General features: G+C 71.2%; 25 protein-coding genes. 14 read left to right on the forward strand and 11 right to left on the reverse strand.

The genetic code is table 11. From position 1 onward, the window contains the following. The first annotated feature begins 105 nt into the window (after positions 1-105). The 4 genes from NIE111_RS14605 to NIE111_RS14620 are packed head-to-tail and all read left to right on the forward strand — an operon-like array spanning position 106 to position 3,979. Entirely contained in the window at positions 106-1,500 is a 1,395-nt protein-coding gene (locus tag NIE111_RS14605) for an ABC transporter substrate-binding protein (RefSeq protein WP_238684900.1), read from the forward strand. Continuing rightward, positions 1,497-2,453, forward strand: a complete 957-nt coding sequence (locus tag NIE111_RS14610; RefSeq protein ID WP_238684901.1) for a carbohydrate ABC transporter permease — start codon at positions 1,497-1,499, stop codon at positions 2,451-2,453. The genes NIE111_RS14605 and NIE111_RS14610 overlap by 4 nt, the downstream gene beginning before the upstream one ends. Beyond that, positions 2,453-3,319, forward strand: coding sequence for a carbohydrate ABC transporter permease (locus NIE111_RS14615; protein WP_238684902.1), 867 nt, complete (start codon positions 2,453-2,455; stop codon positions 3,317-3,319). The genes NIE111_RS14610 and NIE111_RS14615 overlap by 1 nt, the downstream gene beginning before the upstream one ends. A gap of 54 nt (positions 3,320-3,373) precedes the next feature. Beyond that, a complete protein-coding gene (locus NIE111_RS14620; protein ID WP_238684903.1) occupies positions 3,374-3,979 on the forward strand; it encodes a class I SAM-dependent methyltransferase in 606 nt (201 codons plus the stop codon). Between the two features lie 124 nt (positions 3,980-4,103). On the opposite strand, the gene eccB is transcribed toward NIE111_RS14620, so the two are convergent. The 3 genes from eccB to NIE111_RS32005 are packed head-to-tail and all read right to left on the reverse strand — an operon-like array spanning position 4,104 to position 6,704. Continuing rightward, positions 4,104-5,489, reverse strand: coding sequence for a type VII secretion protein EccB (gene eccB, locus NIE111_RS14625; RefSeq protein WP_238684904.1), 1,386 nt, complete (start codon positions 5,487-5,489; stop codon positions 4,104-4,106). A gap of 7 nt (positions 5,490-5,496) precedes the next feature. Continuing rightward, on the reverse strand, positions 5,497-6,579 hold the full coding sequence (locus NIE111_RS14630) for an RNA-guided endonuclease TnpB family protein (RefSeq protein ID WP_238684905.1): 1,083 nt from the start codon (positions 6,577-6,579) through the stop codon (positions 5,497-5,499). Continuing rightward, positions 6,576-6,704: a hypothetical protein gene (locus NIE111_RS32005; RefSeq protein WP_266302799.1), complete on the reverse strand. Its 129-nt coding sequence runs from the start codon at positions 6,702-6,704 to the stop codon at positions 6,576-6,578. The genes NIE111_RS14630 and NIE111_RS32005 overlap by 4 nt, the downstream gene beginning before the upstream one ends. Before the next feature lie 183 nt (positions 6,705-6,887). On the opposite strand from NIE111_RS32005, the gene NIE111_RS14635 reads away from it, so the two are divergent. Both NIE111_RS14635 and NIE111_RS14640 read left to right on the forward strand, forming a co-directional pair. After that, complete coding sequence (locus NIE111_RS14635; protein WP_238684906.1) at positions 6,888-7,607, forward strand: polyamine aminopropyltransferase; 720 nt, start codon at positions 6,888-6,890, stop codon at positions 7,605-7,607. Positions 7,608-7,704: 97 nt separating this feature from the next. Next, entirely contained in the window at positions 7,705-7,881 is a 177-nt protein-coding gene (locus NIE111_RS14640; protein ID WP_238677404.1) for a hypothetical protein, read from the forward strand. Positions 7,882-7,897: 16 nt separating this feature from the next. Here NIE111_RS14640 and NIE111_RS14645 read toward each other — a convergent pair whose 3' ends face one another. Then, complete coding sequence (locus NIE111_RS14645) at positions 7,898-9,700, reverse strand: acyl-CoA dehydrogenase (RefSeq protein WP_238684907.1); 1,803 nt, start codon at positions 9,698-9,700, stop codon at positions 7,898-7,900. A gap of 153 nt (positions 9,701-9,853) precedes the next feature. Here NIE111_RS14645 and NIE111_RS14650 point away from each other — a divergent pair, with 153 nt between their 5' ends. From NIE111_RS14650 to NIE111_RS14665, 4 genes are all read left to right on the forward strand, one after another. Beyond that, on the forward strand, positions 9,854-10,276 hold the full coding sequence (locus NIE111_RS14650) for an MmcQ/YjbR family DNA-binding protein (RefSeq protein WP_238684908.1): 423 nt from the start codon (positions 9,854-9,856) through the stop codon (positions 10,274-10,276). A gap of 181 nt (positions 10,277-10,457) precedes the next feature. Beyond that, on the forward strand, positions 10,458-11,495 hold the full coding sequence (locus NIE111_RS14655; RefSeq protein WP_238684909.1) for an SMP-30/gluconolactonase/LRE family protein: 1,038 nt from the start codon (positions 10,458-10,460) through the stop codon (positions 11,493-11,495). Positions 11,496-11,584: 89 nt separating this feature from the next. Continuing rightward, positions 11,585-12,184, forward strand: a complete 600-nt coding sequence (locus NIE111_RS14660) for a DUF4291 domain-containing protein (protein ID WP_238684910.1) — start codon at positions 11,585-11,587, stop codon at positions 12,182-12,184. 79 nt (positions 12,185-12,263) lie between these two features. Then, a complete protein-coding gene (locus tag NIE111_RS14665; protein WP_238684911.1) occupies positions 12,264-12,959 on the forward strand; it encodes an alpha/beta fold hydrolase in 696 nt (231 codons plus the stop codon). 50 nt (positions 12,960-13,009) lie between these two features. Here the strand turns inward: NIE111_RS14665 and NIE111_RS14670 are convergent, their stop codons facing one another. The 3 genes from NIE111_RS14670 to NIE111_RS14680 form a co-directional block, all read right to left on the reverse strand. Continuing rightward, entirely contained in the window at positions 13,010-14,275 is a 1,266-nt protein-coding gene (locus NIE111_RS14670; protein ID WP_238684912.1) for an MFS transporter, read from the reverse strand. Beyond that, positions 14,272-14,892, reverse strand: coding sequence for an ArsR/SmtB family transcription factor (locus NIE111_RS14675; protein ID WP_238684913.1), 621 nt, complete (start codon positions 14,890-14,892; stop codon positions 14,272-14,274). Before NIE111_RS14675 ends, NIE111_RS14670 begins: the two co-directional genes overlap by 4 nt. 63 nt (positions 14,893-14,955) lie before the next feature. Continuing rightward, positions 14,956-16,515 (reverse strand): LLM class flavin-dependent oxidoreductase, encoded by a 1,560-nt coding sequence (locus NIE111_RS14680; RefSeq protein ID WP_238684914.1) that lies wholly within the window; start codon positions 16,513-16,515, stop codon positions 14,956-14,958. 114 nt (positions 16,516-16,629) lie between these two features. Here NIE111_RS14680 and NIE111_RS14685 point away from each other — a divergent pair, with 114 nt between their 5' ends. Then, the gene (locus tag NIE111_RS14685) at positions 16,630-17,232 is read left to right on the forward strand and encodes a MarR family winged helix-turn-helix transcriptional regulator (protein WP_238684915.1); all 603 of its coding nucleotides are present in this window, start codon (positions 16,630-16,632) and stop codon (positions 17,230-17,232) included. Positions 17,233-17,325: 93 nt separating this feature from the next. On the opposite strand, the gene NIE111_RS14690 is transcribed toward NIE111_RS14685, so the two are convergent. Together NIE111_RS14690 and NIE111_RS14695 are read right to left on the reverse strand one after the other, a co-directional pair. Beyond that, the gene (locus tag NIE111_RS14690; protein ID WP_238684916.1) at positions 17,326-18,837 is read right to left on the reverse strand and encodes a CehA/McbA family metallohydrolase domain-containing protein; all 1,512 of its coding nucleotides are present in this window, start codon (positions 18,835-18,837) and stop codon (positions 17,326-17,328) included. 234 nt (positions 18,838-19,071) lie between these two features. Then, positions 19,072-19,734 carry a hypothetical protein gene (locus NIE111_RS14695; protein WP_238684917.1) on the reverse strand — a complete coding sequence of 221 codons (663 nt, stop codon included), beginning with the start codon at positions 19,732-19,734 and terminating at the stop codon, positions 19,072-19,074. Positions 19,735-20,156: 422 nt separating this feature from the next. Here NIE111_RS14695 and NIE111_RS14700 point away from each other — a divergent pair, with 422 nt between their 5' ends. Beyond that, complete coding sequence (locus tag NIE111_RS14700; RefSeq protein WP_238684918.1) at positions 20,157-21,119, forward strand: helix-turn-helix transcriptional regulator; 963 nt, start codon at positions 20,157-20,159, stop codon at positions 21,117-21,119. Positions 21,120-21,156: 37 nt separating this feature from the next. Here NIE111_RS14700 and NIE111_RS14705 read toward each other — a convergent pair whose 3' ends face one another. Next, the gene (locus NIE111_RS14705) at positions 21,157-22,545 is read right to left on the reverse strand and encodes an aminotransferase-like domain-containing protein (protein ID WP_238684919.1); all 1,389 of its coding nucleotides are present in this window, start codon (positions 22,543-22,545) and stop codon (positions 21,157-21,159) included. Between NIE111_RS14705 and NIE111_RS14710 the strand changes: the two genes are divergently transcribed. Further along, complete coding sequence (locus NIE111_RS14710; protein WP_238684920.1) at positions 22,544-23,500, forward strand: DMT family transporter; 957 nt, start codon at positions 22,544-22,546, stop codon at positions 23,498-23,500. The two genes, NIE111_RS14705 and NIE111_RS14710, sit on opposite strands and share 2 nt — an antisense overlap. Here NIE111_RS14710 and NIE111_RS14715 read toward each other — a convergent pair. Further along, complete coding sequence (locus tag NIE111_RS14715; protein ID WP_196924914.1) at positions 23,497-23,892, reverse strand: winged helix-turn-helix transcriptional regulator; 396 nt, start codon at positions 23,890-23,892, stop codon at positions 23,497-23,499. The genes NIE111_RS14710 and NIE111_RS14715 overlap by 4 nt on opposite strands. Before the next feature lie 96 nt (positions 23,893-23,988). Here NIE111_RS14715 and NIE111_RS14720 point away from each other — a divergent pair, with 96 nt between their 5' ends. Continuing rightward, positions 23,989-24,846 (forward strand): SDR family oxidoreductase, encoded by an 858-nt coding sequence (locus NIE111_RS14720; RefSeq protein WP_274531141.1) that lies wholly within the window; start codon positions 23,989-23,991, stop codon positions 24,844-24,846. The last annotated feature ends 68 nt before the right edge of the window (positions 24,847-24,914 follow it).

The raw sequence follows: 24,914 nt of genomic DNA on the forward strand, positions 1-24,914 counted from the left end.
CCGGTAGCACTGGGCTCCAGGATAGCAAAAAATCGCGATATGTCTTGCTATTGATCAATCGAAGGTGTTGGATCCTTCTTGTACCCTTCGAGAGGAGTGCCATCGATGTCTGCACCTCCGAGGCGGATACTCGCCACCACCCTGATCCTGGCACTTACCACGACCACCCTGCTTGCCTGCGGCGACGACGAGCCAGACAGCAACAGCAAGAAGATCACCGTCTGGAGCCTGGAGGACGTGGCCGACCGGGTCACCGCCACCAAGGCGATCATCGCCGACTTCACCGCCAAGACCGGGATCCAGGTCGATCTCGTGACCGTCAACGAGGACCAGTTCCCCTCACTGATCGCCGCCAACGCCGCCGCCGGCGACCTGCCCGACGTGGTCGGTTCGGTCTCCCTAGCCGGCATCCGTACGCTCGCCGGCAACGAGCTGCTGCACGCCTCGGCGAACGCGGAGGTCGTCGACAAGCTGGGCAAGCAGACGTTCTCCCCCCGAGCGCTGGAGCTCACCTCCGACGACGGCAAACAGCTGTCCGTGCCCAGCGACGGCTGGGGGCAGCTGCTCGTCTACCGCAAGGACCTGTTCGCCGCGGCCGGCCTGCCCGCCCCCGACACGTACGAGCGGATCACCACCGCCGCGGCCCGGCTGAACACCGGCGGCGTCGCCGGCATCACCGCGGCGACCGCCCCCAGCGACGTGTTCACCCAGCAGACCTTCGAGCACCTGGCGTTGGCCAACGGCTGCCAGCTCACCGACGACTCGGGGAAGGTGACACTGGATTCGCCCCAGTGCGTCGAGGCGTTCCGCTTCTACGGTGACCTGATCCGCACCAGCTCGGTGAAGGGCGCGCAGGACGTGGACACCACCCGGGCCACCTACTTCGCGGGCAAGGCGGCAATGGTGATCTGGTCGCCGTTCATCCTCGACGAGCTGGCCGGGCTGCGCAACGACGCCAAGCCGACCTGCCCCCAGTGCCAGGCGGACCCGGCGTTCCTCGCCAAGAACAGCGGGTTCGTCACCGCGATCAAGGGCCCGAACGGCACCGAGCCGGCCCAGTACGGCGAGATCAGCTCATGGGCGGTTCTCGACGGTGCGGTCACCGACCCGGCGAAGTCCTTCGTGGAGTACATGCTCGGTGACGGCTACCCGCGCTGGTTCGGCATGTCCCCCGAGGGCCGCTTCCCGGTGCGCAAGGGCACCCCCGCCGAGCCGGAGGCGTACCTGACCGCCTGGAACACCAGCCAGGCGGGCGTGGACGCGAAGAAGCCCCTCACCGACGTGTACGGCGAAGAGGTGCTGGCCACGCTGCGCCGCAGCCCGGACACCTTTGGGCGCTGGGGGCTCACCCAGGGGCAGGGCAAGCTCGTCGGCGCCATGCTCGGCGAGTTGCCGGTGCCCAAGGTGCTGGGCGACCTCGTCTCCGGCAAGTCCGACGCGGCGGCCACCGCCAACCGCGCCACGAAGGACGTGGACGCCATCAAGGCGGGCGTCAATTGACCACCACCGCGCCCGGCCCCGGCCGCTCCCCCACCAGGGAGCGGTCGGTGCCACCCCGGCGCCGACCGTTGACCCTGCGCCGCCGCGAATCCCGGGCCGGGCTCGCGCTGGTCGCACCGACCCTGCTCGTCACCATCGCGGTCATCGGCATCCCGATCGTCTGGACGGTGGTGCTCGCCTTCCAGCGGGTCCGGCTGGCCACGCTGCGCAAGACCGGCCTGTTCGGCGAGTTCACGATGGACAACATCGACCGGGTGCTGAACACCCCCGGCTTCGCCGAGACGCTGTGGGTCACGCTGATCTACAGCATCGGCGGCACCGTCGGATCGATAGTGCTCGGTCTGGTGGCCGCACTGGTCGTCCGCCGGCCGTTCCGGGGTCGCACCCTGGTCCGGGCGTCCATGCTGCTGCCGTACGTGGCACCGGTGGTCGCCGTGACGTTCGTCTGGCAGGTGATGCTCGACCCGCAGCTCGGCATCGTCAACGCCTGGGGTCAACGCCTGCTCGGCTGGGACGCCCCGGTGCCGTTCCTCACCCAGGAGTCGACAGCGCTGGCCACGGTGATCGTCTTCGAGGCGTGGCGGTACTTCCCGTTCGCGTTCCTGTTCCTGCTGGCCCGGCTCCAGGCGGTGCCCGGCGAGTTGGAGGAGGCCGCACGGGTCGACGGCGCCACCCCCACCCAGCGGTTCCGGCACATCCTGCTGCCGCAACTGCTGCCGGTGATCGCCCTGCTGGGCGTGCTGCGCTTCATCATGACGTTCAACAAGTTCGACGACGTCTACCTGCTCACCGGCGGTGCGGCCGGCACCGAGGTGGTCAGCGTGCGGGTGTACGAGTTCCTCACCGCCCGCACCGACATCGGGGCCGCGGCCGCCCAGGCGGTTGTGCTGGCCGTGGTGCTCATCGTGTTCGTGCTGATCTATCTGCGCTTCTTCGGACGGAGGGTGGGTTGATGGACCGGGACGTGGTGGAGACGGTGAGCCTGCGTTGGCTGCGCCGCCTGGTGATCGCCGTGTTCCTGGTGATCACGGTCTTCCCCTTCTACTACATGCTGGTGCTCTCGGTGCGCCCCATCGAGCGGCTGCTGCTGGACCCCGGGGCGCTGGTGGTCGGCTTCGGTGAGCTGACAGTTGCCACGTACGCCGAGGTGCTCAAGGCCACCGACGACGGCGGCCAGGGTTTCCTCACCTTCATCCGCAACAGCGGGCTGGTCGCCGTCGCGGCGACAGTGCTCACTCTCCTGGTCGCGATCCCTGGCGCCTACGCGGTGGCCCGGCTGCGCTTCTTCGGCCGGAGGCAGGTGGACTTCCTGTTCCTGGCGGTCTACCTGTTCCCGTCGATCGTCATCGCGATCCCGTTGTTCGTGGTCTTCACCCGGGCCGGGCTGCGCGGCTCGCTGTTCGGTCTGGTGCTGGTCTACATCTCGCAGACGTTGCCGGTGTCGGTCTACATGCTGAAGAACTACTTCGAGACCATCCCGGTCAGTCTGGAGGAGTCCGCCGCCATCGACGGCGCCGGCCGGCTCGGCATCATCCGCCGTGTCAGCCTGCCCCTGGCGATGCCGTCGATCATGGCGGTCGCGCTCTACGACTTCATGATCGCCTGGAACGAGTTCCTCTTCGCCCTGCTGTTCCTGGTCGACAAACCCGACCGGTGGACGGTGTCACTGGGGTTGTCCCTGCTCGCCGACGGGGTGGAGGTCCCCAAGACCGTGCTGATGGCCGGGTCGGTAGTGCTCACCCTGCCCATCGTGATCCTCTTCTTCGCCAGCGAACGGCTGCTCACCGAGGGACTGACCAGCGGCGCGGAGAAGGGATGATGGTCTCGTCCGGGTCGCCCGCCCGGGCCCCACCGGCCCGGATACGGTGGCCTCATGGCCAACCCGACCCGCTGGGCTACCGACACCGGTCCCGAGCACTCACAGTGGTATATCGACCGGTTCCGCAAGCTCGTGGCCGAGGGTGCGGACCTGGCCGGCGAGGCCCGACTGGTGGACGCCCTCGTCGCGCCCGGCTCCCGCATTCTCGACGCCGGCAGCGGCACCGGCCGCGTCGGTGCCGCGCTGGCCGAGCGGGGGCACACGGTGGTCGGGGTGGACGCCGATCCCGCGCTGGTGGATGCCGCCCGCGCCGACTATCCCGGCCCGACGTGGCTGGTCGCCGACCTCGCCGAGCTGGATCTACCGGCGCTGGGTGAGGCCGAGCCGTTCGACGCGGCAGTGCTGGCCGGCAACGTGCTCGCCTTCGTCGCCGTCGGCACCGAACCGGCCGTGCTGCGCCGGGTGGCAGCGCACCTGCGACCCGACGGGGTGCTGACAGTGGGCTTCGGCACCGAGCGCGGCTACCCGCTGACCGCGTTCGACGCCGACGCGGTGGCCGCCGGGCTGCGCGTGGAGCAGCGCTTCGCCACCTGGGACCTGCGCCCGTGGCGCGACGACGCTCCGTTCGCGGTCACCGTCCTGCGCCGCCCGGCCGACTGACCACCGTCCGCCTCCCGGTGCCTCCCGGTGCCTCCCGGTGATCAAGAGATTTCCGTCAGGCTCGCGCCAATTTCTGACGCAAACCTCTTGATCACCGCCGCCCCGTCGACGGGGCGGGTCATCCTCAGTCTGGGGCGGCGACGGCGCGGGCGGCGGCCGGGTCGAGGGTGGCGCCGGCGGGTACCAGGCTGACCAGCCCGGCCGGCAGCCGCACCGGCCGCACGTCGCGGTAGCCCAGCATCGGGAGCACCTCGCGGTCGGCCAGCACGTACCGTCGGCCCAGGTCGGTGACCACGGAGACCGCGCCGCCGGTCGCGCCGGGCGCCGCGGCGGCCTCGACCACCGCACCGCGGCCCGGCTCCACCACCACGTGGTCGGCCAGCACCGCGCCGCCGGTCGGCGCGGTGCGGGGCACCGCCGTCAGGTCCCCCAGCGGTACGCCCCAGCGCACCTCACCGACCCCGCCGTCGTCGCCGATGCGGGTGCAGAGCGCCCCACCGTCGCCGGCCGCGAGCCGGGGAGGGCTCGGTGGCGGGGCGTTCGGGCCGGTCGGAGCGAGATCAGGCACAGTGGGCAGCGCGGCGAACCGACCCAACGTCATCGGCACCGGCTCGACCTGCCCGGTGCGGGCCAGCAACAACCCCGCCTGCAACTCGGTGATGCCGGCCAGGCCGGCGTCGAGCGCCACCGCGTACTGCCGGCCGCCACCGGAGTTGCTCACCAGGTAGACAGTGCCGATCGCCGCACCCGGCACCCGGGTGGCGGGCCGGCCCAGCGCGGGCAGATCGAGTGGGGCGAGGTCGGTGCCGGCGGGCAGCGAGTTGAGCAGCGCCGGCGCCACCCGAACCGCCTGGGCCCGGGTGGTGGCGAGCGCCGCCAGCACCCGGCTGGGATCACGGACGAGGTAGCGGCGCTGGTGCCAGACCAGGTGCAGCCCGCCGTCGGGGTGGCGCAGCAGCAGCGCGTCGTCGCCCAACGGCCGACCGCCGTCGGGCTCGGTGCCGATCAGCAACGCGGAGCGGGGCGCCTCGACGCCAGTGCCGGCCGGGACCGTCGAGCAGACCGTCCACGCCGTGGCGGCCAGCCGGCCCGGGGCGGGCAGCGAGTCGGGTGCGTCGGCGATGCCCAACGGCAGCCCGCGCGGCACCCCGTCGATAGTGCGTCGGGACACCAGGACGGTCTTCGAACGGTCGGCGCCGACGATGAGCAGCGCCGAGGCGTAGTTGAGCACCGGGTGCAGCTTCTGCTCGCGGTAGACGAACCGGGCGCCGGACTCCTTCTCCACGATCACCGCGCCCGGGTCGCGCCACCCCTTGCCGCCACCGGCGAACAGGCCGTAGAGGGCGAAACCACCGAGCCCGATCGCCGCGACCAGGACGCTGGCCAGGCCGGCGCCGGCCAGCCGCCGAAACGGCGACTGGGCGGGGTCGGTCTCCCGCATCACCAGGGCGGCGACCGCCCGCTGGACGCTGAACTGGTAGGAGTGCAGCTGGTCCTGCCGCGACGGCATGAGTCCGTTACCTTTCGGTGCGCTCTAGTGAGCGCGTGATTGGTTGCCCCGCCTTGCGGTGGGGGCGGTCCCGGTCTTGCCGGCGGAGTGCGGCGTTGTGGTCACGGTCGATGACCAGGCCGCACGCCTCACAGTCGTACTCACGCTCGTGCAGGGCGAGCTTGGCTTTCACCGCGCCGCAACCCGAGCAGGTTTTCGAGGACGGATACCAGCGGTCGGCCACGAGCAACCGGCCGCCGTTCCACCTGGTTTCGTATGCCAGCTGACGGCGGATCTCGGCGAACCCGGCATCAGCGATGTGCCGGGCCAGCCGCCGGTTGCGCAGCATGCCCGCGACGTTCAGGTCTTCGACAACGATGGTGCCGTGTTCGCGTGTCAGCCTCGTGGTGAGCTTGTGCAGCCCGTCGCGGCGCAGGTTCGCAACCCGCGCATGGGCCCGACCAAGTCGCCTCGACGCGCGTTGCCAGCGGTTCGAGGGGCGGCAGCCGGTGCGCCGGTGGGGCCCAGACTTCCGCGACAACACCCGACCGAGCGCCCGCAGTCGGGCCTGCACGGCGACGAGGTGCCGCGGGTTGTCGACCCGCTCGCCGCTGGACAACACCGCAAGATGTTTGATTCCGACATCCACCCCCACCACCGAATGCCTACGATCGGGCTCGACCCGAATCGCGCCGGTGGTGAACCGCACCGACGGTGTGCCACGGCGGCGGGACTTGAAGCGAGGGAAACCGACCCGCCTGCCGCCCCGCCCGCCCTGACGGGAAGCAGCCCAGTTCTTCAAGCCACGGGCGAGAGCATCCAGGCCGGTGTTGAACGCCTCTTTCGACACCTCACCCCACCACGGCGCCGCATCGGCCTTCGCAGCGTTCCACGCCTTGCGCAGCCCGGCGAGCGACCACGGCAGCGACGGCGTCAGCAACTCATCCGGCACCCCATAGGAGCGCTCCGCCGCGAGCTGGTCCATGACCGCCTTGACCCGGGCCAGCGCCCAGTTGTGCGCCACTCGCGCGGCCCCCACATGCGCCCTCACGGCGCGTTCCTGGCCAGGGGTGAGGTCGAGAGCGAACCGGTAAGCCTGGATCGTCTTCACGTCGGATCCTCGATGACCACCTCGGCCGCGCGGCGAGCCGGTACGCGGGAACAGGCAACGTCCCGGACTCGTACCGCCGTCGCGTACGAGACGCCGGTAGCCGCCGCCCACTCCTTCAAGTTCACACCGCCCCTCTAGACGACCACTGAACACTCCTGACCGTCAGAACGCCAGCAGTTACTTCCCCTCCGGTGGATCGGCCGGGCACAGGATATGCGCTGCGTCGATGTCCCGTGGACCCTGCGTGGCCGCCTGTCGCGGGGCAACCGCTACCATCCGTGGACGAATCCGGCGGCGAGAGGGCACCCGTGGGCGCGCGTTTCGAAGAGCTGGCCTGGCGGGAGACCCCGATCGGCGCGATCAGTCTGCGCCGACGCCGGGACCCGGCACTCCAGGTCGAGGTGTACGAGGTCAAGCTCGACGACGAGTACCTGATGTCCAGCCTCTTCCCGGTCGCGGAGATCGAGCTGGCCCGGCTCGGTCTCGCCGAGGTGGCCGGTGACTCGCTCGACGTGGTGGTGGGCGGTCTCGGGCTGGGCTACACCGCCTGCGCGGCGCTGGCCGACCCCCGGGTGCGCTCACTGTTCGTGGTGGAGGCGATCGAGGACGTGATCGACTGGCACCAGCGAGGGCTGCTGCCGTTCGCGGCGGGGCTCGCCGAGGACCCGCGGACCCGCTTCGTGCAGGCCGACTTCTTCGCGGCGGTTGCCGGTGACACCGGCTTCGACGCCGAGGTGCCCGGCCGGCGGTTCGACGCGGTGCTGCTCGACGTCGACCACTCCCCGCGCAACGTCCTGCACCCGAGCCACGCGGCGTTCTACCCGCCGGCCGGGTTGCGTCGCCTGGCCGCCCTGCTACGCCCCGAGGGCGTCTTCGCGCTCTGGTCGGACGACCCGCCGGACGCCGAGTTCACCGCAGCTCTCACCGAGGTGTTCGCGAGCGTACGCGCGCATGTCGTGCCGTTCGCCAATCCGCTGACCGGCGGGGAGTCGGCGAACACCGTCTACGTGGCGCGTACCGGCCCCTGATCGACTTCGGTATGCGGCGCGTGCATGGTGTCGGCCGGACGGGGAACGAGGAGCCGGGGCCGGCCGCACGAGGCGCGGCCGGTTACGGGAGGTCGACATGCGCGCGCTGCTCTGGGTTGTCGGCGTGGTCGCCGGCGTGCTGATCCTGCTCGGGTTGATTCTCGAGGCGGTCCGCTGGCTGATCATCATCGGTGTGATCGCGCTGGTGATCGTGATCGTCTGGGGCGTCGTCAAGGGGCGGCAGGCCGTGAGCCACCAGTCCCGCCGACGGTGAACGGCGGCGGGACCGGTCAGAACCAGTCTGGGCGCATGTCGAGCGTGGTCCGGTCCCGGCTCTCCAGCAGGTCGAACTGCGGGCCGGTCCGGGGCAACTCGACGGCGAAGAAGTAGCGGGCGGCCTGCCTCTTGCCAGCGTGGAACGCGTCGCCGGCACCCTCCGCCGGCAGCGCCAGCACCTGCTCCAACCACATCCATGCGATCACCACGTGCCCGACGGCCTCCAGGTAGGCGCTGGCGTTGGCCAGCGCGAGCACCGGGTCACCGTCGGCCCAGAGTCGACGGGTGACAGCGGTGACCCGGTCCACCGCGGCGGCCAGCCGGTCCGCCAGCTCGGACGCCTCTCCCCCGACCTTGCGGGCCCGCTCGACAGTGTCACCGATCGTCGTGGTCAGCAGGGCGAGACCAGCGCCGCCCTGCATGGTCATCTTGCGCCCCAGCAGATCCAGTGCCTGAATGCCGTGGGTGCCCTCGTGGATCGGGTTGAGCCGGTTGTCCCGGTAGTGCTGCTCCACGTCGTGGTCGCGGGTGTAGCCGGCACCTCCGAGCACCTGGATCGCCAGGTCGTTGGCGGCGAGGCACCACTGTGACGGCCAGCTCTTGGTGATCGGGGTGAGCACATCCAGTAGCAGGTGTGCGCGCTCGCGGTCGGCCTCGGCCGGTGCGGTCTTCTGCTCGTCGAGCAGCCGCGCGCAGTAGAGCACCAGCGCCAGTGCCCCCTCCACGTAGCTCTTCTGGGCCAGCAGCATCCGTCGTACGTCAGGGTGGTCGATGATCGGCACCTGCGCGGCGGCCGGGTCCTTCGCGCCGACCGGCCGGCCCTGCGGCCTCTCCTTCGCGTACGCCAGGCTCTTGAGATAGCCGGTGTAGCCCAGCGCGGTGGCGCCCGCCCCGACCCCGATCCGGGCCTCGTTCATCATGTGGAACATCTGCGCCAGACCCTGATGCGGCGCGCCGACCAGGTGCCCGACAGCTCCGGCGCGGCCAGCCGGGGTGTGCGCGCCGTCGCCGAAGCTGAGCAGGGTGTTCGTGGTGCCCCGGAACCCCATCTTGTGGTTGAGCCCGGCCAACGCCACGTCGTTGCGCTCACCGAGCGACCCGTCCGGGCCGACCAGCACCTTCGGCACGATGAACAGCGAGATGCCCTTGACGCCGGGCGGTGCGCCCGGGATGCGCGCCAGCACCAGGTGGACGATGTTCTCGGCCAACTCGTGGTCGCCACCGGAGATCCACATCTTGGTGCCGAAGAGCCGGTACGTGCCGTCCGCCTGCGGCTCGGCGCGGGTCGTGATGTCGGCCAGCGAGCTGCCGGCGTGCGGCTCGGACAGGCACATGGTGCCGAAGAACCGGCCGTCCAGCATGGGCCGGACGTAGGTGTCGACCTGCTCGGGGCTGCCGTGCGCCAGCAGCAGGTTGGCGTTGCCCAGGGTGAGGAACGGGTACGCCGAGGTGGCCACGTTGGCGGCCTGGAACCAGGTGAAGCACGCAGCCGCTACGGCGTGCGGCAGTTGCAGGCCGCCGACCGTGGCGTCCAGCCCGGCAGTGAGCAGGCCCGTCTCGGCGAAGCTGTCCAACGCCGCGCGGACCTGCGGGATCAGCCGCACCCGCTGCCCGTCGAAGGTGGGCTCGGCCAGGTCGGCGGCGCGGTTGTGCGGGGCGAACTGCTCGGTGGCCACCCGCTCGGCGAGATCCAGGGCGTCGTCGAAGGTCTCCCGGGAGTGCTCGGCGTAGCGGGGGCGCTCGACGAGCTCGGACACCCGCAGCCACTCGTGCAGCAGGAAGTCGAGGTCACGGCGGGAGAGCAGGGTGGACGGCACGGCACTCCTCAGCGGGCACGGGGGCGGGTCGGGCCGGGGCGACGGCCCACTGTCGCCCCGCCCATCCTGGCGGATCGACGGGGCGCGCACCACCGGCCCGGGTGGGGTTCGACGAGCGGAACTTGTCACACCGACCGGTTAGCGTCGTTGTCCGTGACCGCACCCGGAGACGTCCCGCCCGAGGTTCTCGACCGGCTGCGGCCGATCTGTCTCGAGCTGCCGGAAACCTACGAGGAGCCGGCGTGGGTGGGCACCCGCTGGCGGATCCGCAAGCGGACCATCGCCCACGTGCTCACCGTCGACCCCGATCGCCAGCCGGTGCACGCACGGGCTGCCGCACTCGATCAGCCCGCCTGCCTGCTGACCTTCCGGTCGCCACTCGACGAGATCGCCGGGCTCCTCGCCACGGGGCACCCCTTCTACAAACCGGACTGGAGTCCGAACGTGATGGGCATGGTCCTGGACGAGAACACCGACTGGGAGGAGGTGGATGAGTTGCTCACCGAGAGCTACTGCGTGATGGCCCCGAAGCGGCTCGCCGCCCGGGTCGGCCCCCCGGCACCGCCGATTGGGTGAGCGCCGGGGCGCCCTGCCGCCGGTTGAGCGTCGGTGTCCTGCGACCGGCGGTTTCGGCCGGCACGCTCCGGGGATACCGCGCCGGGCGGCAGTGGCCGTTCGTTGCCGGCTAACCGGACGGCCGCCGACGTCGGTTACCGGCTGAAGCCGAGGCGCCGCCGAACGGGTGAGGAGCAGGTCCATGTCGTCGCTGCCCACCGAGGAGGATCACCGGTTGACACCGGTGTTCCAGGAGGACCGGGTGTGCACGGGCGTGTCCACAGTGGGCGAGCGGGTGTTCCTGAGCTACCCGTCGGCGGATCGGCCCGGCGTACAGGTGGTCGAGGCGCTGCCGGACGGCCGTCGTGTCCCCTACCCCGACGCCGCGTGGAATCGTGCCGACCAGCCGCCGAGCGGGGCGTTCGTACACGTCAACGGATTGCGCGCCGGCCCGGACGGCCGGTTGTGGATCGTCGACTCGGGTTCGCCGCGGATCGGCGGCGCGCAGGTGCCGGGCGGCGCTCGGCTGATCGCTGTCGACCCGGACGACGACCAGGTAGAGCGGGTCTACGACCTCGACGAGGCGGTGCACCCGGGCAGCTACGTCGACGATGTCCGCTTCAACGGCCGGATGGCCTATCTCAGCGATGCCGGGGCGGCCGGCCTCATCGTGCTCGACCTCGACTCGGGTCGGTCGAGGCGGGTGTTGGACGGGCATCCGAGCACGGCGGGCGGCCCGGTGGTCGCCGACGGTCGCGTGCTGCGTGACCCGGACGGCGCCGAGGTACGCCTGCACGTGGACCAGTTGGAGGTGTCGCCGGACGGTCGCTGGCTCTACTACCAGCCGGCCTCCGGCGGGATGTCCCGGATCGCCACCCGCTGGTTGGACGACCCGTCGGTGTCCGCCGTCGAGCTGGCCCGGAGGGTCGAACGCTGGTGTGACACACCCAGCACCGGCGGCACTGCCATCGACGCCACCGGCACCATCTACCTCAGCGACCTGGAACGGCGGCGCGTCCTGGTCCTCGCTCCCGACCGCAGCGTACGGACACTCGTCGCCGACCCCCGGCTGGCCTGGGTGGACGCGATGTGGCTCGACGCCGATGCCCGGCTGTGGATGCCGGCGGCCCAACTGCATCTGACCGCCGGGCTCAACGGCGGGGTCTCGGCCGTCGACTACCCGGTCCAGATCTATCGGATGCCCGTTGAGATCGGGCCGCCCGCCCAAGACCACGCCTGAGTGCTCAATCCGGCGGTCCACAACGGGTCTCCCCGGCCCGGCTACGAAACCCGGTGGAGAGGTGCGGTCCGGTGGGCGAAGATCGCAGGGTGTCTGTTCCTGCCCGTCAGATCCGTGCTCGTTTCTCGGCCGACACGATCACCGTGTACCAGGCGTACCCACCGGAGATCGCGCTGCCGGCGGTGGCCGCCGGTCGCTTCGTGGCCCCCTTCAAGCGCGACCGGATGACCTGGATCAAGCCGTCGTTCCTGTGGATGATGTACCGCTGCGGTTGGGCCACCAAGCCCGGGCAGGAGCGCGTGCTGTCCATCGACATCACGCGGGAGGGCTTCGAGTGGGCGCTGGCGCGAGCCTGTCTGAGTCACTACGACAAGGGCCTGCACGGTGACCGGGCGACGTGGTCGCGGCAACTCAAGGCCAGCCCGGTCCGGGTGCAGTGGGATCCGGAACGGACACTGCACCTGAGCGCGTTGCCCTACCGGTCGTTGCAGGTCGGGCTGTCCGGCGAAGCCGTCGCCCGGTACGTCGACGACTGGACGGTCAGCGTCACGGACATCACCCCCGCTGTCCACCGCGTCCGGGAACTGGTGCGGGCCGATGACGTGCGGGCGGCCACGGACCACCTGCCGGCCGAACGAAGCTATCCGCTGCCGAGGCAGATCGCTGCCCACCTCGACGCCACCGGCTGACCGTTCGCGATCACCGGTCCCGGCCCGCGCCTGGTAGCGACGTATCGGGGCTGTCGGAGGGTGCCGCTAGGGTCCGCCCATGGCTGATTTCGTGTTGGTGGCGGGTGCGTGGCTGGGATCCTCGGCATGGGACGAGGTGGTGGCACCACTGCGGGCGGCCGGCCACGGCACCCACCCGCTGACCCTCTCCGGCCTCGCCGACCGGCGGAATGTGCCCGCCGGGCAGCAGACCCACGTTCAGGACATCGTCGACGAGATCGAGCGCGGCGACCTGCACGACGTGGTGCTGGTCGGGCACAGCTACTCGGGCATTCCGGTGGGTCAGGCCGCCGAGCGGATCGGCGACCGGTTGAGCCGGGTGGTCTTCGTGGATTCTGAGGTGCCGGTCGACGGTGGGTCGTTCGCCTCCGGCTGGTGGCAGGGCCAGGCGGCCTTCGAGGCGCAGATCGCCGACAACAACGGCTACTGGGCTCCGCTCGACCCGGCCGACGTCGACGGTCAGGGTCTCACCGACGAGCAGGTCACCCGGCTGATCGAGGGCTCCACGCCGCATCCCGGGGCCACGCTGACCGAGCCGGCCGTGCTGACCCGGCCGTTGGGTGAGCTGCCGGCGACGTACGTCAAGTGCCTGCTCGACGGGCCTGAGCCCAACGACACGGTGGCGAAACTGCTGACCAGCGACCACTGGCGACTGGTCACCATGGACACCGGCCACTGGCCGATGTTCTCCCAGCCCGCCGAGCTGGCTCGGATTCTGTTGGCGGAGGCCGGCTGAGCTTCGCTTGCGAAGGCCGCAGAGCCAGGTCGGCCGTACGCCCGCAGCCCTCAGGCCGTGTCGATGGTCTGGATGTGGCGCACCGGTGACGCGAGCAGCCACAGCACGGCGAGCACGCCACCCAGGCCGGCGATGGCCAGGGTGGGCCGCAGCCCGATGGTGGTGCCCAACGCGCCGCCGACCAGCGCGCCGAGTGGTCGGATGCCGTAGTTGACGGCGCTGTAGGCGCCGGCCCGGCGTCCGAGCGCGTCGGCGGGTGTCACGGCGATGAGGAGGGCGTTGAGGTTCACGTCCATCAGCATCACCCCGATGCTGGAGACCAGCTCGATGGCCGCCAGCATGGCCACCTTCGTCCAGGTGGGTCCGGACACCAGGGCGGTCAGCGCCAGCGGCGCGGGGAAGAGCACCGCGCCGATCATGGCGGTACGGCCCAGTCCGATGGCGCGTGAGACACGCGGCGCGAGCGCCGCGCCGATGAATCCGCCGATCGCCCCGAAGCCGAGGGCGATGCCGATCGCGCCGGCCGACAGGTCGAGTTCGCGGCTGGCGTAGAGCACCAGCAGCGCGCCGGCGATGAAGGTGAAGAAGTTGACAGTGCTGGTGCAGCCGAGGGCGGCCCGCAGCACCGGGTGCCGCAGTACCAGCACGAGCCCTTCGCGGACCAGGCCGAGAGTGGACGTTCGACGCGGCGGGGGCGGGGGCTCGGTCACCGGGATGCGGCTGAGCAGCAGCGCGGAGCCGAGGAAGGAGACCGCGTCGACGACGATCGCGACCGGCGCGCTGAGCGCCTGAACGAGGCCACCGCCGACGGCCGGGCCGGCGATGAAGGAGAGCGACCGGCTCATGCTCATCTTGCTGTTCGCGTCCACGTACGCCGATCGCGGCACCAGGCCGACGAAGAACGCCTGCCGCGCCATGGCGAAGAGCACCGCTCCGAAGCCGGTGAGCAGTGCCACCAGGTAGAGCTGGGTGAGGGTGATCGCGTCGAACAGGTAGGCCACGGGCAGGCTGAGCAGCACCGCGGCGCGGATCACATCGGCGATGATCAGCAGTCGCCGCTTGTGGGTGCGCTGGTCCACCCAGGCGCCCAGGAACAGGCCCAGCAGGTTGGGCAGCCAGATCAGCGCGGTGAGAACGCTGACCTGCACGGGTGTGGCGGTGAGCAGGGTGACGGCGATCAGCGGTAGAGCCAGTTCGCTGATCCGATCGCCGAAATGGGAGATCGTCTCGCTGACCCAGAAGGTGCGGAACCGCCGGTCTCGGTGCAGGGTCGGCGGGGGCCCGGTGTCGGCGGAGGCGTCGATGGCGGCGGTCACGACGTGGCCGCGTCGTCGTCGCTGGGCTCGGCCGGGGCTTCGTCCCCCGGCTCGGGCAGCAGGTAGCGCAGCATCCGGACGATCCGCGCGTCGGCCGGGGCCGACTCCTCTTTGCGTCGCACGTACGGGGCGATCAGCTCTTCGATGGACTCCTCCAGTTGCCGCAGCTCGGCGGCGGTGGCCACGAACCGGGTGTCGGCCATGCCGGCCAGCGCGCGCCACTCGGGGTGCAGTCGGGGCTCCTCATGCAGCAGCCACTGCTGGGGTGCGTCGGCGTTGCGGGCGAACATCTCCGCGCGGAGCTGCTGGACGGCGGACTGCCCCTCGGTGCCCTCGGGGGCGGTGAACCGGAAGCCTCGGGCGACGGCCTGCCACCAGCGTTCCCGCTTGCTGGTGGCGCCGTCCCAGTCATGGACCAGGCCGAACGTCGCGAGGTGCCGCAGGTGCCAGCTGACCACCGACGGCGTGGCGCCGACGTGCGGTGAGAGCCCGGTTGCCGTGGCCGGGCCGTGCCGCTGAAGGTGTTCGAGGATCGCCAGGCGTACCGGGTGGGCCAGCGCCCGCAGCGCCTGCGGCTCGGTGATCTCGAAATCCCCGTACGGATTCTTGAGAGACATGTTTCGAGAGTAGTCTCTCAGATTAGATCGGGGCAACCCCGAGCCGCCGCAGCGGCGCGGTGATCAGGCGATTCCCAGCCGCGCCAGCGGCTCCACCAGCTCCCGCTCCTCGTAGCTGAGGTGCGACAGCAGGGCGTCGGTCAGCAGGTCCACCGCAGCGCGCAGCTCGGCGATGCCGTCCGGAGACCCGACGTACGCGACCAGCGCACGATCGACACCTTCCAGCACGTCGTGGATGGCGTGATGCTCCTGCTCCAGCCGGTCGACCACGGGGCCGAGTCGGGGGTCCCGCGCCCGCAACCGGGGAAAGAGCGACTGGTCCTCGATGGTGTGGTGGGTGGTGACGATGCGGCAGTACGACTCGCAGTAGACGCCGAGCGTCCACCGGTTCTGCCGCATGGTCATCGTGTTGATGTGGGAGCGGGCCGCGCCGGCGTCGATCTCGCCCGCCGCCACCTGCTCGATCAGGTCATGGATCTGGGCCAGTTCGGCGCGCAGGCCGTCGTGGATCTGCACGAGGTGCGCGCCGGTGGCCTGCTCCTGCGGGGTGTAGGTGCGCTCCGGGTCGGGCGCCGGCCCGGTCGGCCGGGCCGACTCGTCCCACACCTGCTGCTCGCTTCGCCGTACGCCGTCGTCCGGGGTCGGCACCACGGCGAACGCACCACCGGTCGCGGTGGCGCGGCTCGCCCGCGCGGGCGGCGCAGCGACGGGCTCCGGCTCCGGAGCCGCGTCCCGGTCACGTTCGGCGGCGACCAGCTCGCGGACGGCGGGGGCCACCTCGCCGGCGAAGCGGCGCAGGTCGTCGGGGTCGTCGCTGCCCAGGATGAAGGTGCCGACACCCTCCTCCAGCGCCAGTTCGGCCAGCTCCTCGGCCCACTGCTCGGCGGGCCCGTTCAGCGGGCCGCGCCCGACGGTCGAGAACTCTCCGGCGATGTTGAGCAGCCGACGCACGTCCTGCGGGGACCGGCCGGCCTGCTGCGCGGCGTCGTCGATGATCGCGTTGCCCTTGGTCAGATCACCGGGCTGGAGGTAGCCCAGCGTGGGCAGCCAACCGTCGGCCCGACGACCGGTGAGCTGGAGCATCCGGGGCTTGTACGCACCCAGCCAGATCGGCACCGCGTGGGCCGGAGCGGGACCGCGCTTGGCGCCCACCACCCGGTAGAACTCGCCGTCGACCCGCACGCCGCCGCGCGTCTCGACGTCCCAGAGCTGACGGACGACCTCGATGGCCTCCTCCAGCGCTCGTACGCCCTGGCCGGAGGTCAGCCGTCGGCCGCCCATCGCCTCGATGGCATCCCAGAACGCCCCCGCCCCGAGGCCGAGGCTGATCCGGCCACCGCTGAGCCGGTCCAGGCTGGCCACGCTGCGGGCGAGGACCGCCGGCGGGCGCAGTGGCAGGTTGGTCACGTTCGCCGCCAGGTGCACCCGGTTGGTGCGGGCCGCGACGAAGCTCAGCAGCGTCCAGGTGTCGAGGAACGCCGGCTGGTACGGGTGATCCTGGAAGGTGACCAGGTCCAACCCGACCTGCTCGGCCAGGACGGCGACGCCGACCGCGCGGTCCGGGTTGTCAGCGCTGGGCGTGACGAAGGAGCCGAAGACCAGGTCGTGGCCGTAGTCGCTCATCTGCGAGCCTCCCGATTTCCTCGACGCCTCGGACGATGCGTCGCAACCTTAACCTTATGCCACACAGAACATCTTCTGCCAACAAGGTCTGACTCACTGCGCTATTGTCGGGGCATGACGGGTGCCACTCACCGGCCGGACCGGCCCGATCCGCTCGACGACGACCTGGGCTGGATGCTCGGGATCGTCTTCCGCGGCTACGTCCGGGCGGCCGAGCACGCGCTCACCGACTTTCCCGGTGGCCCGCGCGGCTACCAACTACTCACCGCGGCCAGCAACGGGCCGGCCCGGAACCAGGGCGCCATCGCCGAGGAGATCGGCATCGACCGCACCGTCCTCACGTACCTCATCGACGACCTGGAGCGGCCCGGGTTCGTCGCCCGGCGCGCGGACCCGGCCGACCGGCGCAACCGGCTGATCGAGGTCACCGACGCCGGTCGTGCCGCCTGGGAGCAGCGGCGGTTGGCACTGCGGCAGGTCGAATCGCACCTGCTGGGGGCGCTCACGTCGACCGAGTCGGCGACGCTGCGGTCACTGCTGCAGAAGGTCGCCTGCTCGGCGCAGGCGGTGGACCCGTTGCGCGACCTCTGCGAGGTGGTCACCCAGGTGCAGGCCGAGACTACGACGGCGGCACCCGCTGCGCGCCGGACCGGCGCCGCGGCGGCGCGGAGCGGGCGGACCGCCACCCCCCGAGCCCGCCGCAGCAGGCCCGACTGACCTGCGGATACCGCGGGCGGGCCTGCCCCACACCGCCCGACGTCGTCAATCGAGCGATGCCGGACAGGCCCGCGATGTCGCTACCGCACTCGGTCAGCGCACGTGCACGAAGACCGGGTTCGAGTAGAACCACAGGTCGTCCCACGGGCTCTCCAGCCCGTCGGCGAGCGGCTCGGCCTCGTCGGTGCTGGTGCCCCGCACCCGCGCGTAGGTGTCCGCCTCGACGTTGCGCAAGGTGTGCCGGATGACGTAGCTGTCGCCGTGCCGACGCCAGTCCCGCGGGCCGAACCGGGCCGCCACAGTGGTCGTGGGGTTGGTGTCGGCGTCCAGGCTGGCGCTCGGGCCGGTGATCTGGCCGACGATCAGGTCGACCCGGCGGACCTCGGGCCGGTCACCGTTCGCGTTCACCCCACCCAGCGGGCGGAAGGTGATCTCGATCTCGACATCGGTGCGGCTACGACGGCTCACCGTGATCGTCTCGCCCACCTCGGCGGTCCGGCCCTGGGACGTGGCGGTGACGTCGAGGCTGCGGATCAGGTCACCGGTGGTGACCCAGATCCGGCCGTTGCGCAGGCCGTCCATGATGTCGCCGTAGTCCTGGCGGGCGTGCACGTACGTCTTGCTGTACTCGCCCGGCCAGAAGTCGGAGCCGCCCCGGGTCCAGTGCACGTGTGAGTCCGAGGTCGCGGTGATCCACCAGCGCCGGCCCTCGCCGAGCAGTGAGTCCCACAGGCCGCCGACCCGGGCGGTCATCTGGTCGAAGCCGCCGTAGGTGGGGTGGTTGCCGTAGCCGCCCCGCTTGCCACCGTTGAGCGGTCCGGCCTGGTGACCGGGCGCGCCCTCGAAGCCGATATAGACGTCCGGCGCGGCATTGTTGCCGTTGCGGAACTCGCGCGGGGTGTCCTGACCGTAGACGCCGAGACCGGGCGCGGAACGGGACGCGTGGTGGGCGATCACCAGCGGCTTGTGCGGCATACCCCGGGCCACCTTGAGGAACTCCACCATCTTGGCCTCGGTGTCGCGGGCCGGGTCGGTGGGGAACGCGTCGTACTTGGCGAACCGGCTCTCCAGCTCGAAGAGCTGCTTCGCCTCGTCCTCGTGACGCGGGATCATCAGCGTGTGGTGGTCCAGCGAGGGCGCGTCGAACTCCATGCCCCAGAACTGGAGCACCTCGGGGACCAGCTTGCGGGACCGCAGCAGGTCGGGGTACGCCTGCTCGATGTTCACCTTCGAGTGGGTCGGTCCACCGTGGTCGGTGCACATCGCCCAGGTCAGGCCGAAGTTCTTCGCCATGATGGCGTTGGTGACGATCGGGTAGACCGCGTCCGCGCCCTTGTGGAAGACGATCGGGGACTTCGTGGTGTCGAACTCGCCGCTGTACTCGGAGTGGATGTGGTGGTCGCCCGCACGCCACGCCCGGTTCTTGGAGTTGCCCCGGTCGGTCTTGTCGTCGTCACCCGGCCGGCGGTCCTCGTCGGCCCAGGCCACGCCGGAACCGACCAGTGGGCTGGCCGCGGCCAGCGTCGCGCCGACGCCCGCGTACTTGACCAGCTTGCGCCGGGACAGCTGCGCGTGCTCGGTCTCTTCGGGATGCTTGTCTCTCACCTGAGAGCCTCTCCTCGATCAAGCGAATGCTCTTTCGATCAAGGAGCCTCGGAGAAGGCGGTGAACAGCCGCCGTACGCAGCTGGTGCGCACGATGAACACCCTGCCCCGGCCTGCGCGCATCGTCGGGTGGGGCAGCAGCGGGTCACCCCGTGCTCGCACAGCGTCCAGTCGGGACCCGCACGACGTGTCCGGGTCGGGGCACCGGACGACCGGTGCCCTGCCGACGGTCCGCTCAGATCCGGGCGCGCGGCAGCCAGCCCAGGAAGCGGAGCCGGACCCGGGGCAACGGCATCGTGGGCAGGTCCTGAGCGGCGGCGACGAGGCAGGAGCCGAGATAGACCGCGAGGGAGGCGCGCGCTCCACCGAACTCGGCGAGCAGTTGGCTCTGCTTGGTGGCGCAGGGCCACTCGCGGCCACATCCCGTGCAGGTCCAGCTCGGTGGGTTGGGGAGGTGCTCGGGCAGCTTGGCGCGGCGGTACCGACCGACGACGCTGTTGTCCGAGCGCACGTCACGTCGCCGTGCCGCGGGCCCTTCGTTGCGGTGGGCCACCGGACGGGCACCGGGCAGGTAACGCCCGACGGTGCCGAAGAGCACGCCGACGCGGATCAGGGCGTCCGGTCCGACGTGCTGGGTCAGCAACGCGGTCATCAGATAGTGCCCCAGCAGGTCGAAGGCGTCACGGTGCAGACGCAGGTCGCGGCAGAGGTCGACGAACTCCGGCGTGGTCAGTGGCACCCGGTCGTCGAGTGCGCGGCGCAGCACCTCGCGGAGCCCACGCCCGAGCCTCTCCAGCGCGTCCCCCTCGCCCAGACCCAGGCTGTCCTCGTCCGCCACCCGGGCCAGCGCCTCGGCGACGGCCAACCGAACGACGCGGTCAGGATCGGTACTGTCCAACGTTTCCCCCTCCGTGGGTCGGCCTCCCGGCAGTGACCCGGTCATCCTCCGACGAATCATGAACAAGATTTCGCTGTCGGCCACGAGGGTGGCTAGGACAGCAGACGCAAAACCATGTGGCGCACTAGTCGGAAAACGAAGTCGAGCTGCCGACACGTCGCGGTGATTCGCGGGACGGCACGTCGGTGATTGTCGTATGGTGACATTCCCATCTACAGATATTGCGCCTCAGCGTCAGTGAATGGTCAGACCAGATCCGACACGCTCAACCGGTCGCTGCCGTCCCGCTCGCGACGTTCCATCCCACCGCACCGCCGGCCAACGACGTGCCGGGTCACCGCCGAGCACCCCGGCACGTCCCGAACCTGCCGTCGGCACCCGTTCCAGCACCCGGCGGCACCTCCACCGGACGGAGACAGCGGATGACGTCATCGCCAGTGCAGACCCACCAGTTCGACAGCCGTGACCCGGCGGCCATCCAGGAATTCCTGTCCGCCGCGTACGACCCGAGACTGCGCATTCAGAGCAGGAACGGATACCGGCTCACCCACCGCCGCGTCGACACCGGCCCCTTCGCCATCGCGGCGACCCGCCAGACCGGGCACCTCGAGATCGATGCCAGCACACTCGGCGGGCTGGTCATCGGTCGCACCCGCACCGCACACGTCGATCGCTCCTGCGCCGGATCCGCCCACCGGTTCGGCCCCGGCGAGGTCTTCCTCGTCACCAGGCCGGAGGAGCCGTGCGCCGTCCGCTGGCATCCCGGTGAGGTGGAGCTCTGCGTACTGGACCTGTCGGTGCTGGCACAGGTGGCCACCACCGCGCCGGCCCGCCGGCCCGGTCGGATCGAGTTCACCGAGCTGGGTGCCGCGAGCACGGCCCTGGCCCGGCAGTGGCGCAACACCACAAGCTTCGTCCGCGACGTCGTGTTGAACAGCCCGGCCGCCGGGGCACAGTCGCTGGTGATCGGCAACGCCGCCCGGATGCTGGCCGCGGCCGCGCTCGCGGTCTTCCCCAACACCGCGTTCACCGAACCGACCGCCGCCGACCGGAACGACGCCACCACCGCCACGCTGCGACGCGCGATCACGTTTCTGGAGGAGCACGCCGAGCGGGACATCAGCGCGGCCGACATCGCCGGCGCCGCCGGGGTCTCCCTCCGGGCGGTGCAACTCGCCTTCCGCCGTCACCTCGGCACCACCCCCATGGCCTACCTGCGTCGGGTCCGGCTCGTCCGGGCACACCACGACCTGGTACGCGCCGACCCGCGCCAGGAGACGGTCTCGGCAATCGCCAGTCGGTGGGGATTCGCCAGCCACAGCAGGTTCACCGCGCGATACCACGCCAGCTTCGGGGTGCCGCCGCGCGAGACGCTGAACACCTGAGACCCGCACGGACGCCAACCAGCCAGGCGCCCGGTGTTCAGCGAAGGACGCGGGCAAGGCGTCGCACGGCCTCGTCCATGAGTTCGGGTGCGGCTGCCGCGTAGGTGAGGCGCAGGTGCGGGGCCGGGGGTTCAGCCGCGTACCAGGGCCGGCCCGGGAAGACGGCGACGCCTTCGGCCGCCGCGGCAGCGGCCAGTGCCGCGTCGTCGGTGCCGGCGGGGAGGCGTACCCAGAGGTGCATGCCGCCACGTGGAATCGAATGTGGAGTGAGGCTTGGCAGGTGCCGGCGTAGCGCGGTCAGCAACGCGTCACGACGTGTCCGGAGGGCCGTGCGCAGTGCCCGGCGATGCCGCGACCACACCGGAGAGGTGAGGAAGTCGATCGCCGCCTGTTGCAGTGGTCCGGCGACGAAGAAGTCGTCGAGTACCCGGGCATCGCGCAGTCGCGCCCCGGCCGGACCACGGGCTCCGATGGCGGCGACGCGCAGCCCGGGGGCGGTCGACTTGGTCAGCGAGCGCAGGTAGATGACGTGGCCGTCGGGATCATCGCTGGCCAGTGGTGGCGGGGCCGGATCGTCGATGGTGAGGTCACGGGCGTAGTCGTCCTCGATCAGGAACGCCCCGGCGTCGCGTACGGCCTCGGCGACCTGCGCCCGGCGGTGCTCCGCCAGCGTCGCGCCGTGCGGGTTGGCGTACAGGGGCTGGCAGTAGAAGAGTCGGGCGTCGGTGCGGGCGAACGCGGCGGCGAGTTGGTCGGGTCGTACCCCGTCGGCGTCGGCCGGCACGGGCACCACCCGCAGCCCGGCCGCGCGGGCGGCGGCCAACGCACCCAGGTAGGTCGGCGACTCGACGAGCAGGGCGTCGCCGGGCGTGGTGAGCGCCCGCAGCGCGGACGACAGGGCGGCCTGTCCACCGGGGCAGATCACCATGTCCTCGGCGTGCAGCCCTGCCCCGGCCTCGCGGGCGAACCAGGCGCGCAGGTCCGCGCGCCCCTCGACGGGCCCACGCTGCCAGCTCGCGGGTTGGCGGGCGGCCCGGGTGAGGGCGGCGCCGAGCGCGGCGGCGGGCTGGAGGTCCGCGTGGAGGTAGCCCCCGGACAGCGGGATCGTGCCGGCGGGCGTCAGCGCCAACAGCGCCCGCATCTCGTCCTGACCGAACCGGCGGGGCCCGAGCGCGACGGTCTGCCAGGACAGGTCGGGTACGCCCGGCTCGTCCGGCTCAGTGGCCACAAAGGTGCCTCGGCCGGGTCGCGCCTCGATCAGCCCCTCGGCCGCCAACTGGCGGATCGCCTCGGCGACGGTCACCGGCGAGGCCTGATGTCGGGCCGTCAGCTCGCGTACCGAGGGCAGCCGGGCACCGGGACCGGCGGCGGCCGCGAGACCCCGCAGATCTTGGATAACGCGCCGCGCTGCGTTACCGTTTTCCATGAGGGACAAGAGTAGCGCTACTGCCGGAAACACGGTAACAGCGGATCGGATCGTCGGGCTCGGCCTCGGCGCCCTGGGCGTGCTCGGCTTCAGCTTGTCGCTACCGGCCACCCGGATCGCCGTGCAGCAGCTCGACCCGTGGTTCGTCGCCTTCGGCCGGGCTGTCGGCGCGGGGCTGCTGGCATGGGCGTACCTGCGTCTCACCGGCGCACGGCGGCCCACCCGCGGTCAGTGGCAACGGCTGCCGATCGTCGCGCTCGGAGTCATCGTCGGCTTTCCGTTGTTCACCTCGATGGCGCTTCTCACCCAGACCTCCGCGCACAGCGCTGTCGTCATCGCCGCGCTGCCCGCGATGACGGCCGTGTTCGCGGTGCTGCGGGCCGGCGAGCGCCCACCGCCGCTGTTCTGGATCGTGAGCGCGGGCGGACTGCTGGCGGTTCTCGCTTTTCTCGGCGCCAGCGGCGCGGTACGCGGTGCCTTCACCCTGCCCGACCTGTTCCTGCTCGCGGCGGTAGTGCTCTGCGGCCTCGGCTACGCCGAGGGCGGCGCACTTGCCCGCGAGTTGGGCGGCGCTCGGACGATTTGCTGGGCATTGCTGCTCTCGCTGCCCGTCACCGTTCCCGTCACTGTCGTTGCCGCCGCAGCCGGTCCGCCGCGGGCCGATGCTCTCGGCTGGTCGGCGTTCGGCTATCTCACCGGGGTCTCGATGTTCCTGGGCTTCTTCGCCTGGTACGCGGGCCTGGCCCGGGGCGGTATCGCGCAGGTGGGCCAGGTCCAACTCGCCCAGCCGGTGCTGACCCTGGGGTGGTCGGCGCTGCTGCTCGGCGAGGTGGTCTCCCCCGCCTCGATCGCGGCGGCGCTGGTGGTGCTGGGATGCGTCGTGGCGACCCAGCGCATCCGCCAGAGCCCACGGACGGTGGTGGCGCGACGCGAGGCCGGCGCGAGATCGCGCTAGCCCCGGTCGCGCTCGCGGCTGTCGCGGGCGGTCTGCAACTCGGGCACCGAGGCCTCCAGCAGGTCGGCGAGGCCACGCAGTTGCTCGGCGACCCGGGCGCCGAGCGGGGTCAACGAGTATTCGACGCGCGGTGGGATCGCGGTGAGCACCTCGCGGGTCAGCATCCCGTCGCGTTCGAGGGTCTGCAGGGTCTGGGACAGCATCCGCTCGCTGACCCCGTCGATGCGGCGCCGCAGCGCGTTGAACCGGTAGCGGCCCTCGCCGAGCGCCAACAGGGCCAGCGAGGCCCACTTCGAGGTGACATCCTCGAAGGCCGCACGGGAGGTGCAACCCCGCGCGAACACATCGCTGACGAATTCCTGGGTAGGCCCCGCCGGGTCCTGGGCCGGCATGTCGCTCACCTCACCAGCCTATCCCATGCCGCCCATAAGTTAGTGCTGTAGATTCGTAAGTGCTTACTGATCGACCCCTACCCTCCGGAGGTTCCCATGCCCACCTATGCCGTCACCGGCGCCACCGGCCGGCTGGGCCGCCTGGTGATCGAGCAGTTGCTCGACAGCGGCGTACCCGCCGCCGAGATCGCCGCCATCGTCCGCAGCCCGGAGAAGGCCGCCGACCTGGCCACGCACGGGGTCGAGATCCGCAAGGCCAACTACGACGACCCGTCGACGCTGCCCGGCGCCGTGGCCGGCGTACGCCGCCTGCTGCTCATCTCCGGCGACACCCCCGGTCAGCGCGTCGCGCAGCACACAGCGGTCATCGACGCCGCCAAGCTCGCCGGGGTGGAGCGTCTCGTCTACACCAGCATCCTCAAGGCCGACACCACAGCGAACCCGCTGGCCCCGGAGCACAAGGCCACCGAGGAGGTCCTCGCCGCGTCCGGTCTGACCTACACCGTGCTGCGCAACAGCTGGTACACCGAGAACTACACCGACCAGCTCCCGCAGTACCTGGGGTCCGGCACGATCCTCGGCGCCACCGGCGGCAGCAAGATCTCCGCCGCCACCCGGGCCGACTACGCGGGGGCGGCCGTGGCCGCGCTGACCCGGGAAGAGGACGGCAACGCCGTCTACGAACTGGGCGGCACCGCGTTCACCTTCGACGAGCTGGCCGAGGCCGTCACCGAGGTCACCGGCACCACAGTCGTCCACCAGGACATGTCCGCCGCCGACCTGGCCTCGGCCCTGGAGAACGTCGGCCTGGATGCGGGCACCGCCGGTTTCGTCGCCGCGCTCGACCACTCGATCGCCAACGGCGAGCTGGCAACCGACAGCGACGACCTCAGCCGGTTGCTCGGCCGGCCGAGCACCCCGCTGCACGACGCCATCCGCGCCGCTCGGGCCTGAACCCGATCCATCGCCGAAGCGGGCGGCGGGGCCTCCGGTCGCCGTCGCCCGCCACGCCGTGAAGCCGC

Origin of the sequence: Micromonospora hortensis, assembly GCF_022230935.1 — a bacterium.
Classification (GTDB): Bacteria; Actinomycetota; Actinomycetes; order Mycobacteriales; family Micromonosporaceae; genus Micromonospora; species Micromonospora hortensis.